Source organism: Intrasporangium oryzae NRRL B-24470 (assembly GCF_000576595.1).
Lineage (GTDB): Bacteria > Actinomycetota > Actinomycetes > Actinomycetales > Dermatophilaceae > Intrasporangium_C > Intrasporangium_C oryzae.
In genome coordinates, this window is the sequence record NZ_AWSA01000001.1 from 1 (window position 1) to 11,184 (window position 11,184).

General features: G+C 70.5%; 11 protein-coding genes and 1 pseudogene. 2 read left to right on the top strand and 10 right to left on the bottom strand.

Annotation, left to right across the window (positions count from 1 at the left end):
- The 5 genes and pseudogenes from N865_RS00005 to aspS all read right to left on the bottom strand — a co-directional run.
- Positions 1 to 541 (bottom strand): annotated as a pseudogene (locus tag N865_RS00005) (hypothetical protein); the annotation flags it as partial.
- On the bottom strand, positions 538 to 1,584 hold the full coding sequence (locus tag N865_RS00010; protein WP_034800192.1) for an NAD-dependent epimerase/dehydratase family protein: 1,047 nt from the start codon (positions 1,582 to 1,584) through the stop codon (positions 538 to 540). The gene N865_RS00010 and the pseudogene N865_RS00005, both read right to left, overlap by 4 nt.
- A 214-nt stretch (positions 1,585 to 1,798) precedes the next feature.
- The gene (locus N865_RS22075; RefSeq protein ID WP_003792170.1) at positions 1,799 to 1,897 is read right to left on the bottom strand and encodes a 30S ribosomal protein bS22; all 99 of its coding nucleotides are present in this window, start codon (positions 1,895 to 1,897) and stop codon (positions 1,799 to 1,801) included.
- A gap of 247 nt (positions 1,898 to 2,144) precedes the next feature.
- A complete protein-coding gene (locus N865_RS00015; RefSeq protein WP_034800450.1) occupies positions 2,145 to 2,345 on the bottom strand; it encodes a helix-turn-helix domain-containing protein in 201 nt (66 codons plus the stop codon).
- A gap of 188 nt (positions 2,346 to 2,533) precedes the next feature.
- Positions 2,534 to 3,928 carry an aspartate--tRNA(Asn) ligase gene (aspS, locus tag N865_RS00020; RefSeq protein ID WP_084327804.1) on the bottom strand — a complete coding sequence of 465 codons (1,395 nt, stop codon included), beginning with the start codon at positions 3,926 to 3,928 and terminating at the stop codon, positions 2,534 to 2,536.
- Positions 3,929 to 4,284: 356 nt separating this feature from the next.
- On the opposite strand from aspS, the gene N865_RS00025 reads away from it, so the two are divergent.
- Positions 4,285 to 5,523 carry an IS30 family transposase gene (locus N865_RS00025; RefSeq protein WP_051509701.1) on the top strand — a complete coding sequence of 413 codons (1,239 nt, stop codon included), beginning with the start codon at positions 4,285 to 4,287 and terminating at the stop codon, positions 5,521 to 5,523.
- Between the two features lie 151 nt (positions 5,524 to 5,674).
- Here N865_RS00025 and N865_RS00030 read toward each other — a convergent pair whose 3' ends face one another.
- A complete protein-coding gene (locus N865_RS00030; protein WP_034800196.1) occupies positions 5,675 to 6,871 on the bottom strand; it encodes an acetoin utilization protein AcuC in 1,197 nt (398 codons plus the stop codon).
- Between the two features lie 55 nt (positions 6,872 to 6,926).
- On the opposite strand from N865_RS00030, the gene N865_RS00035 reads away from it, so the two are divergent.
- Positions 6,927 to 7,595 (top strand): potassium channel family protein, encoded by a 669-nt coding sequence (locus tag N865_RS00035; RefSeq protein WP_034800198.1) that lies wholly within the window; start codon positions 6,927 to 6,929, stop codon positions 7,593 to 7,595.
- Between the two features lie 67 nt (positions 7,596 to 7,662).
- On the opposite strand, the gene N865_RS00040 is transcribed toward N865_RS00035, so the two are convergent.
- The 4 genes from N865_RS00040 to N865_RS00055 all read right to left on the bottom strand — a co-directional run bounded on the left by N865_RS00040 (position 7,663) and on the right by N865_RS00055 (position 10,641).
- The gene (locus tag N865_RS00040; protein WP_034800201.1) at positions 7,663 to 8,181 is read right to left on the bottom strand and encodes a GNAT family N-acetyltransferase; all 519 of its coding nucleotides are present in this window, start codon (positions 8,179 to 8,181) and stop codon (positions 7,663 to 7,665) included.
- A 159-nt stretch (positions 8,182 to 8,340) separates the two neighbouring features.
- On the bottom strand, positions 8,341 to 8,862 hold the full coding sequence (locus N865_RS00045) for a GNAT family N-acetyltransferase (RefSeq protein ID WP_245603606.1): 522 nt from the start codon (positions 8,860 to 8,862) through the stop codon (positions 8,341 to 8,343).
- 15 nt (positions 8,863 to 8,877) lie between these two features.
- A complete protein-coding gene (proC, locus tag N865_RS00050; protein WP_034800204.1) occupies positions 8,878 to 9,684 on the bottom strand; it encodes a pyrroline-5-carboxylate reductase in 807 nt (268 codons plus the stop codon).
- Positions 9,685 to 9,690: 6 nt separating this feature from the next.
- On the bottom strand, positions 9,691 to 10,641 hold the full coding sequence (locus N865_RS00055) for a proline dehydrogenase family protein (protein ID WP_211244819.1): 951 nt from the start codon (positions 10,639 to 10,641) through the stop codon (positions 9,691 to 9,693).
- Positions 10,642 to 11,184 lie beyond the last annotated feature (543 nt).

Below are 11,184 nucleotides of genomic sequence, written 5' to 3' on the forward strand. Positions count from 1 at the left end.
TCTCGGACGGTGTCGGGGCGGCCAGGTCCGCGCCCACGACGGTCGGGGCGATGGCACTCGGCAGGCCCTCGGCGTGGTCGCGGCGGGCCGAGCTGACCTCGACGGGCTCGTTCGGCGACAGGAGGGGCGTGCCGCTGCGCCGGCGGCGCTCGCCGCTCGCCCGCTCGGCCCCCGCGGCGAAGGCCCCTCGCACCGGTCGTCGGGCGGTGGCCCTCGAGGTGTGGGTCTCGGAGCTGCTGTTCCCGGAGGTCATGCTCCCCTTCGATGCTTCGGCGTGTTGCGCGCCGCCCGCCCTCGATGCCTTCGTCGTCCTCGTCGCCTTCGTCGCCGTCGTCTCCGTGTCGCCCGTGGCACCGGCCGGCCGCGCCGGGGCCTTCCGGGCGGCCGCCTTCTTGGTCGTGCCCCTGGTGGACGTCGACGGCCCCGCCGAGGCCTTCGACGTGTCCTTCGCGGTGTCCTTCGACGTGTCCTTCGCGGTGTCCTTCGCGGTGTCCGTCGGCGAGGCCTTGGCGCCGGTCTTGCGTGCCTTGGGCGGCGTCACGGCTGGATCCTGTCGAAGACGCGCCCGATGGCGGCCGCGGTGACCTCGGCGGCGTCGCTGACCACGTCACCCACGCCGTCGACCCCGGGGACAGCCGGTCGCAGGTAACGCACGTAGTCCTCGAACGCCTCACGCGTCGTGAACTGCGGTTCGAAACCGAGGACGGTCCGCATCCGGGTCGTGTCGAGCCCCCGGCCGAAGGCGAGGAAGGTGAGCTGGTCGGCGGAGAAGTCGGCGAGACCGCTCCTCTTGACGATGGAGCCGATCATCCCGGCGGCGGCGAGTGGCACGGGAAGGATCGGGCGACGGGCGATCGCCGCACACTGCGTGACCGTGAGGAAGCCCTCGCCCGCGACGTTGACGATGCCGACGGAGGGGCCGGTCGTCGCGAGGATCATCGCGGCCGTCGCGTCGTCCTCGTGGACGAACTGGAACCGCGCGTCGAAGCCGAGCGGGACCGGGACGAGCGAGAGCGCGAAGTAGTCGGTGAACGCGGTGCGGATGCTCGGGCCGATGACATTGGCGAAGCGGAGCATCGTGATCTCGACGTCGGGCCGGCGCCGGGAGAAGCCACGGACGTAGCCCTCGACCTCGACGGAGTCCTTGCCGAACCCGGTGCGAGGCATCGACTTGGGGTTCATGTCCTCGGTGAACATCGCGGGGTCGCGCGGCGAGGAGCCGTAGACCGCTGCGGAGGACTTGACGACGAGCCGTTGGACCGTCTCGGACTTCTGGCACGCGGCGAGCAGCTGCATCGTGCCGATGACGTTGATCTCCTTCTGCGTCACCCGGCCACCGGTGTCCTTGGGGGTGGCGATGACGTTCATGTGCACGACGGTGTCGACGCCGGCCTGGGCCATGATCCGCCCGATCATCGGGTTGCGGATGTCGGCCCGGACGAACTCGGTCCGTCCGATGGAGTGCCGTGGCGGGACGACGTCGACGCCGAGGATCCGCTCGATCGTGGGGTCGGCGCTGAGGCGCCGGGCGAAGAGGCCGCCGAGGTAGCGGGACACGCCCGTGACCAGCACGACCTTCGCCATCGGCTCCTCCTGTCGTCGCTGTCGCCCAACGGGCCCGGCGGGGCCTCACGACCCTGCACATGCAGCCTACCGAGAGGTAGCACCCTCGGCGCCCACCCGTCCGTCGTTTGTGGCCGGTCTCGCACGGGACGCGCCCGGCATACGCCTAGAAACGCGAACGACCCTCGCCCCGGAGAGGGCAAGGGCCGAGAGCGTGCGGGTCAGCCCGCGACGATCACTTCTTGTTGCGACGCTGGTGACGCGTCTTGCGCAGCAGCTTGCGGTGCTTCTTCTTCGCCATCCGCTTGCGGCGCTTCTTGATGACAGAGCCCATGGTTGTCCTTGATCCGTTTGACTGTGCGATGTGCCGACCTGCGCCGACAGACCGTCAGAAAGAGGGAAAGTCGAACCAAGAGCCGAACAGAACCCACAGCGTAGCGCGTGCAACGCCAGGACCTCAAAAGCGCTACCACATCGTCTGTCGGCGGCGCCGAGCGTGGGGCGCGCGTGGGGCGTGCGGGGAACGGCGAGGGGCGGTCCGGGTCGATGACCCGAACCGCCCCTCGTCCGGCGGAACCGGTTCACGCGGTGTCGATGAAGGACGTCTGGAGATAGGTGTGCACCGCATCCTCCGGGACCCGGAAGGAGCGACCGACGCGAACTGCGGGAAGGTCCCCGCCGTGGACGAGCCGGTACACCGTCATCTTCGACACCCGCATGATCGAGGCGACCTCGGCAACGGTCAGGAACCGCACCTCGGAGAGCTGACGCTCGTTCGTCATGTTGACCCCGATCTGTTGGGGCACTCGCGTGTCGCCGGCTTCCCCTCCGGCGAAACATCACGCACGTGCAGGAGTCAACACTAGGGGCAGATGTGACGGGAGGGGAAGTGCCGAAAAGAGTAAGACCTTTGGCGCGCAAGGCGACACGCCGGAACGATCCCTGCGGATCTCCCGACATGTCGGACTATTCACGGCACGAGTCGGTTCAGGTCCCTCGGGAACAGCGTCACCTCGCGGATGTTCTCTGCTCCCGTGAGGCGCCCGACCCACCTTTCCAGACCGATGGCAAACCCGCCGTGCGGAGGCATCCCGTGCTCGAACGCGTCGAGGTAGCCGCCGAGCAGCGCGGGGTCGGTCCCGGTCCGCCCCAGGGCCGCCGCGTAGTCGCTCGGCCGGTGGAGTCGCTGGCCGCCGGTCGTCAGCTCGAGCCCGCGGAAGAGCAGGTCGAAGCTGTTGCTCCACCGCTCGTCCCCCGGCTGCGGATGGGTGTAGAAGGGCCGCTTCGCCATCGGGTACCCCTCCACCGCGAGGAAGTCCGAGCCGTATGCCGCCCGCGCCCACTCGCTCAGGGCTCGCTCGTGCGCCGGGCTGAGGTCGGGCTCGTCCGGGTCGGCGCCGACCTTGGCGAGCGCGTCCCGGAAGTGAATGACCGGGATCTCCTCGGGCACGGAGGGCAGGTCGACGTCGAGGAGCGCAGCGGCCTCAGCGGCATACGTCCTGACGGCGTCGACCATCCCGGCGAGCGCGGCGCGGAGCACGCCGAGGACGTCACGGTGGTCGCGGATGAAGCCGAGCTCCGCGTCCATCGAGGTGTACTGCGCGAGGTGGCGCACGGTGTCGTGGGGCTCGGCCCGGAACACCGGCCCGATTTCGAAGACGCGCTCGAAGACTCCGACGAGCATCTGCTTGTAGAGCTGGGGGCTCTGCGCGAGGTAGGCCGTGCGGCCGAAGTAGTCGACCGTGAAGACGTTGGCCCCCGACTCGGTCGCCGTGCCGACCAGCTTGGGGGTCGCGATCTCGGTGAACTCGAGCGCCCCGAGCGCCTCGCGGAACCCGCGCATCGAGGCGCTCGCGAGCTGCCAGGCCGCCCGGTGCCGCGGGTGGCGCAGCGTCACGGCCGCATGGTCGAGGTGGGTCGGCAGACCCGCCCCGAACGTCGGGCGCCACAGCTCCGTGGGTGGCGCCACGGCCGGCTCGGTGAGGGCGACGACGGTCGGCTCGACGAGCTCCGCACCGCCGGGCGCGGACGCGTTGAGGCTGACGGTGCCCGTCACCTCGACGACGGTCTCCTCGGGCAGGTCCTGGAGCTGCCCGACCGTCGCCGGGTCCTTGATGACGACCTGCGCGAGGCCGGAGCGGTCGCGCAGCACGAGGAACGTCACGCTCGACAGGACACGCCTGCGGTGGACCCAGCCGCGGAGCGTGGCCGGCGCTGCGTCGCCGAGGGTTGCAAGCTCACGCGCGAGGGTTCGCCCGGTGACTGTCGTGGTGGGTGGTGTCGCGGTCGTCGTCGTGGTTGCCGCGTCGGTCGTCGTGGTTGCGCGAGCCGGTTGCTCGCCTGCTGACTGCTGGATGTGGTGCATACCTTCACCTCCTGGGATCGAGCCCCGGAGGTGTGGGCGATGGGGAATGTCGCTGTGCCACCACACCTTCGCCGCCGCGAGAGTGCGGTCGGCCTCTTGTCGTGCTCGGCTCAGGATCGTCAGGCCCGTCATCGCCGTGCGACAAGGGTGGCATGGGTGCTGTCCGCCCGACAACCCGGATTCCTCCCCGGAACGGCACCGCCCGGATCCACAACAACTCCGCCCGGGCGAAGAACCTCCGGCCGTTCGGGCACCAAACCCCACAACAACTCCGCCCCGGCGAAGAACGTCCGGCGCCACGCCAGGTGAATTCAAGTGGTCGTTGCAACACCCCTGTTGAAGGGGTTGTCAAGCACATGGATGGTTCACGGGTGCGTCAGGGTCGGGTCCGGACCCGGCGGGAGGAGGTGTCCCGGTTCTGGGAGCAGCTGCTGGTGTGTGGCTCGGTGGAGCAGGCGGCGACACGCGCGGGGATCGCGGCGGCGACGGGCCGGACGATCGTGCATCAGGCTGGCGGGGTGCGCCCCCGCCTGAAGGAGCCCTCGGGCCGGTATCTGTCGTTTCGTGAGCGGGAGCTGATCGCGCTATGGCGTGGCGGGGGCAGCGGGGTGCGCGAGATCGCCCGGTGGCTCGGGCGCGACCCGGGCACGGTCAGCCGCGAGCTGGCCCGCAACGGGCGCAGCCACTCGCGCGGCCCGGCCAGCGGGCGGGGGCCGCGGCAGGTTCCGTACCTGGCGTCGGTGGCGCAGGACCGGGCCGAGCGGGCGGGCGCCCGCCCGAAGCCGCGCAAGCTGGCCGGGAACCCGAGGCTGGCCCGGTGCGTGCGCAAGAAGCTGGCGAAGCGGTGGAGCCCGGAGCAGGTCAGCGCCTGGCTGACCCGCCGGTACCCGCACGATAGGAGCATGCAGGTCAGCCACGAGACGATCTACCAGTCGCTGTACGTGCAGGGACGTGGTGGGCTCAACCGGGAGCTGGTCACGGCGCTGCGCACCGGGCGCGCGGTGCGTAAGCCCCGCCGGCGCGAGGGGCAGCGCCGGGCCCGGGTCCCGGCCGAGCTGCTGATCAGCCAGCGGCCGGCCGAGGCCGAAGACCGGGCCGTGCCCGGGCACTGGGAAGGGGATCTGATCCTCGGCAAGGACGGCGCGTCGGCGATCGGCACCCTGGTCGAGCGGACCACCCGGTTCACGATGCTGCTGCACCTGCCCGGCGCGCACGACGCCCTGGCCGTGCGTGACGCCATGGGCAGAGCCATCCCGGCCCTGCCCCGGCAGCTGTGGCGCTCCCTCACCTGGGACCAGGGCAGCGAGATGGTCGGGGCCCACCTGCAGATCCGGATCGAGGACGGGCTGCCGATCTACTTCTGTGACCCCCACTCACCGTGGCAGCGCGGCAGCAACGAGAACACCAATGGCCTGCTGCGTCAGTACTTCCCCAAGGGCACCAACCTGTCGGTGCACACCGTCGAACACCTCACCGCGGTCGCCGCTGAACTCAACGGCAGACCCCGCAAAACCCTGGGCTGGGACACCCCAGCCCAAGCCCTTGCCAAGCTACTGTCACCACCACAAGCCACCGGTGTTGCAACGACCCCCTGAACCCAAGCCACCAAACCCCACAACAACTCCGCCCCGGCGAAGAACCTCCAGCGCCACGCCACCAAACCCCACAAGAACTCCGCCCCGGCGAAGAACCTCGAGCGCCACGCCATGACGCGCGGGGGAGGGGAACGGCCCCAGACGGCGAAGATCAGTCGAAGTGGATGTCGAGGCCGTGGTGGGGGAAGACCGCGGTGCGCGTCGCCATGATCGCGCGGTCGACCTCGCTCCCCGGGTCGTAGCCCATCTCCCAGGACCGCCACCACAGCGGGCCGTCCTCGGCGGTCAGGTCGCCCATCCGTCGGGGACCGGGTCGGCCGAAGAGCCGCTGGACGTGCTCGCGCCAGTCCTCGGGAATCTCCGCCGACGTCTTGATCGGCACGTGCGCGGCGATCGCGGTCAGGTGCGTCCACGTCCGCGGCACGACGTCCACGACCTCGTAGCCGCCCCCGCCGAGTGCGACCCACCGCCCGTCGCACACGTCGTGGGCGAGTCGGTGCATCGCCTCAGCAGCCGACCGCTGGGCGTCGACGGTGATGGCGAAGTGCGCGAGCGGGTCCTCGGCGTGCGTGTCGCACCCGTGCTGCGTCACGAGCACGTCGGGCTTGAACGACCGGACGAGGGCGGGCACGGTCGCGTGGATCGCGCGCAGCCAGCCGGCATCGGAGAGACCGGGCGGCAGGGACACGTTGACGGCGTAGCCCTCGGCGCCGGGCCCGCCGATGTCGGTGGGCCAGCCGGTGCCCGGGAAGAGCGCCCGGCCGGTCTCGTGCACGGAGATCGTCAGCACGCGCGGGTCGTCCCAGAAGATCCGCTCGACGCCGTCGCCGTGGTGGACGTCGAGATCGACGTAGGCGACGCGCTTCGCGCCGTTCGCGAGCAGCCAGCGGATGCCGACGGCGATGTCGTTGTAGACGCAGAAGCCGCTCGCCTTGCCGGGCATCGCGTGGTGGAGTCCACCGGTGAAGTTCACCCCGTGCCTGGTCTCCCCTTCCCAGACGCCGCGGCAGATGTCGACGGTGCCCCGCACCACCCGCGCGCTGGCGTCGTGCATGCCGACGAACGCGGGGTCGTCCTCGGTGCCGAGGCCGTATGCCGGGTCAGCCGTCTCCGGGTCGACCGACGCCGCCCGGACCGCCGCGATGTAGTCGGCGTCGTGGACCGTCTCGAGGAGCGCGTCGTCGGCGATGTCGGCCCCGACGCGCTCGACGCCGTCGGCATCGAAGACGCCCAGCGCGTCGCAGAGCCGCGCGGTGAGGTCGAGACGGACCGGTGCCATGGGATGGGTCGGCCCGAAGTCGTAGTGGGTGAAGGAGTCGTCCCAGACGACCCGGGCCTGAGTTGGCATGATTGAGACGCTATCGCGTCCCACGACGCGCCAACGCTCGACGGAGGTAATGCCCATGGGCCGCAACCGGCTCTTCGACGACGACGTGCTCGTCATCGGGCTCGGACGATTCGGCTCGGCCGTCGCCCTCGAGCTGACCAGGCTCGGGCATCGGGTCATCGCGGTCGAGCGCGACAGCTCCATCGCGGAGTCGTACGTCAACAAGGTCGCCAAGATCGTCCATGCCGACATGGCGCACGCGTCTGCGCTCGACATGATCCGCGACGCAGGTCCCAAGATCGCCATCGTCGGCATCGGCTCGTCGGTCGAGTCGTCGGTCCTCGCCTGCGCCAACCTCGTCGACGCCGGCGTGCCCGCGATCTGGGCCAAGGCCCTCAGCCCCGAGCACAAGCGGATCCTCGAGCGGATCGGGGTCCACCACGTCATCTCCCCGGAGGCCGACTCGGGCCGGAGGGTCGCCCACCTCGTCAACGGCAAGCTGCTCGACTACATCGAGTTCGACGACGGTTTCGCCATCGTCAAGATCAAGCCGCCGGCCGAGACCATCGGCTTCACGCTCGAGCAGAGCCAGGTGCGGCGCAAGTACGGCGTCACCGTGGTCGGCGTCAAGGCGCCCGGCGAGGACTTCACGTATGCCGTCCCCCAGACGAAGATCTCGGCCCACCACATGCTCATCGTGAGCGGGCCGACCGAGCTCTGCGAGCGGTTCGCCGCGCGCCCCTGAGCGCCGGGAGCGGCCACCGACGCCTCACCGCGGCCCTGGCGGGCCCGACGGCTGCGGGTTCAGGGACTCAGGTGCGGCCCGGGTCGTCACCGAGCGCGAGGACCATGGCGATCTCCTCGTCGCCGTCCTCCTCGCTGACCACGCCCATCGGGCGGCGGTACTCCGTTGGCCGGAAGCCCATGCCGCTGGCGAAGGCGACGGCTCGGCCGTTCTCGGTGCCGACCCAGTAGACGAGCTGCTTGTGCCCGCGCGCGCGGGCGCGCTCGGCGGTGTCCTTGACCAGCCGCGTGGCCACGCCGACGCCACGCGCCTCGGGATGCACCCAGAGTCCGAACAGCTCGCCCGCGGCGGAGTCGGTGGCCGCGGCGCTGCCGAGGCTGACGACCCCGACCGCCCGCCCGTCGATCTCGGCGACGAGCCGCTCGGACCGGTTCATGCGCTCACGCCACAGCGCCTCGTCATAGCTTTCCTCCTCCGCGGCGGTCGCCACGAAGGCTTCGGGCGACTCGCGAAGGGCTTCGAGACGCACCGAGCGGTAGTGCTGCCAGTCGTCCTCCCCCAAGGGGCGCACGGTGATCTCGCTCATGGGGCCACCTTGTCACGAAGATTCGACGAAATGCACCCGGAACCAGGTGAACATTCGTCGCTCCGGACCGGTCTCCGGCCGAAGAACGCGAACGGGGGCGAGCGGGCGCTCGTCGGCGGCTCAGCGGCATACGAACGGGTGGCGGTTGTCCGGCGGCACTCAGCCGAGCCGGGCCACCATCTCGACCTCGTGGACGGCGTCGTTGCGCGGGTGGGGGTGGGTCGTTCCGGTGCGGACGAAGCCGCAGCGCTCGTAGAGCGCGATCGCCGGCGCGTTGGTGTCGGCCACCTCGAGGACGACGACCGACTTCCCGCGGCGGCGGGCCTCGTCGAGGACGGCGCCGACGAGCGCCTCCCCGACGCCCCTGCCCCGAGCCCGCGGGGCGACGTACATCCCGAAGAGGGTCGCCGTCGTGGCCCGCTCGGGCTCCCAGTGGCTTCCGAGGCCGGCGCTGCCGATCACCCCGTCGACGTCCCGCGCCTGCACGAGCCAGGCCCCCTCGATCCGCTCGCGCCAGTCGGCCTCGTCGTAGACGGCCTCGTCGGCGTAGGTGAACCAGAAGGCGTCGGGCGCCTCACGCAGCATCTCCAGCCGGATGTCGCGGTGGCTCTCCCAGTCGTCGGGGTGCACCTCGTGCAGGTGCATCGGCAGATGCTGGCCGGAGTGCTCGGGCGTCGACATGCGACCAGCCTGCCCTCAGCCCTGCCCGGAGGCCAGTTCTTTCGACCGGGCCGCCGCCGCCTCGATCGCGGTGACGAACGCGGCCCGAACCTTGTGGTCGTCGAGCTGGCGCAGGGCCGCCACCGTCGTGCCGCCCGGCGAGCTCACCTGCTCGCGAAGGACCGTGGGGTGCTCGTGCGTCTCCTTGAGCATCGTCGCCGCTCCGTACAGCGTCTGGACGACGAGCTCGGTCGACGTCGCGCGGGGCAGCCCGAGCACGACACCGGCCTCGATCATCGCCTCGACGACGTAGAAGATGTATGCCGGGCCGCTGCCCGAGATGGCCGTCACCGCGTCGAGATGCTTCTCCGCGAGGCGGACGACCTTGCCGCAGGACGAGAGCAGCTCCTCGGCCTCCGCGAGGTGGTCGTCGGTGCAGTGCTTCCCCGGCGAGATGCCCGCCATGCCCTGGTCGACGAGCGCCGGGGTGTTGGGCATGACGCGGATGACCGACGTGCCCTCGGGCAGCCTCGACTCGAGGAACTCGGTCGTGATGCCGGCCGCGAGCGAGACCACGGCGTTGCCTGGAGCGACGTGGTCGTGGATCTCGTCGAGCAGGGCCGCCATGTCCTGGGGCTTGACGCAGAGGACGAGGGTGTCGGCGACGTCGGCGGCCGCGGCGTTCGAGAGCACCCGCACGCCGTACTTCTCCCCCAGCGCGTTGACCTTGTCGGGGGTGCGGCCGGTGATGACGAGGTCGGCGGGGTTGCGACCCGAGCGGATCAGCCCCGAGACGAGCGTCTCGCCCATGACCCCCGCTCCGAGGATCGCCGTCGTCGCCATGGCAGGTCAGCCCTTCGTCGCGACGCCGCGGAGGAAGAACATGACGTTCGCCGGGCGCTCCGCCATGCGGCGCATGAGGTAGCCGTACCACTCCTGGCCGTAGGGGATGTAGACGCGCATCTGGTCGCCACGGTCGGCGATCCGCTGCTGCTCCTCCGGTCGGATGCCGTAGAGCATCTGGTACTCGAAGGAGCTCGGGTTGCGGCCGGCCTGGCCCGCGAGCGCCCCGGCGATCTCGATGAGGCGCGGGTCGTGCGAGGCGACCATCGGGTAGCCCTCGCCCTGCATGAGGATCTTGAGGCACCGGACGTAGGACTTGTCGACGTCGGCGCTCGACTGGAAGGCGACCGACTCGGGCTCCTTGTAGGCGCCCTTGCAGAGCCGAACGCGCGAGCCGGCATACGCCAGGTCGCGGGCGTCGCCCTCGGTGCGGTGCAGGTAGGCCTGCAGCACGGCGCCGACGGTCGGGAAGTCGGCCCGGAGCTCGCGCAGCGCGTCGAGCGTCAGGTCGGTCGTCGTGTGGTCCTCCATGTCGAGGGTGACCGTCGTGCCGGCCTCCGCCGCGAGGGTGCAGATCTCGCGGGCATGGTCGAGGGCGATCTTGTTGCCGTCACCGGGGAGGGCCTGGCCGAGCGCGCTCAGCTTGAGGGAGACCTCGACCTTGCCGGCCTGGGTCAGGCCCTGGTCGCGCAGGGCCGTGAGGAGCGAGACGTAGGCGTCGCGGGTGTGCTGGGCCTGGGCCAGGTCGAGGGTGTCCTCACCGAGGTAGTCGATCGTCGACAACCGGCCGGAGGCTGCGATCTCGGCCGCCGCGCCGACGACGTCGGCTCGTTCGGCGCCGGGGACGAATCGCTTGACGACCGCCCGGGACACTGGGGCCTTCTCGATGACGTCTCGGATGCGCTCCTGCTTGGACAGCTGCAGGAGTGAGTTGCGCAGCAGGTCGCTGGCGTCCACGGTGACCTCCGGTCGGTGTCTGGTCTCGACGATGCCCGGACAGGCTGGGGTGTGCGGGTCCGGCCCCGCAAATCTACCGCCGCGGGCAGGGCCCGCCGGACAGGTGCGGGCTCGATGGGCGGGTGAGGAGGTGTCGCGGAGTGGTCGCGGAGTGGTCGCAGAGGGGTGGCGCCGAGCGCCCGAGCCGAGCGCCCGAAATGCCGCGGCCCATCCCCATTCGGGTGTCGTCGTCGTGATTTCCGCATATAGCGGCCTTTCAAAGGAAAAGAGCGGCCCCGGGACGCCGTGGCGCAATAGAAATATCGTCCATATGCCGCGGCATCTGCGAATTTGCCACCCGCCCGAACGCGCGCGCCTAGCATCTTGAGTGATCCCACGCGGGGGCGTGGGTTCGGGGGAGATCCGGGGAGGGATCGGGCCCACCGTCATGCCTGCGGTCCAGGAAGCGACTGGCACACAGGGCGATTCGCCCAACCTTTCCTCCATTGCCGATGCACGTCTGGGTAATTGGAAGGGACGCACCATGAAAGACAATCCACGCAT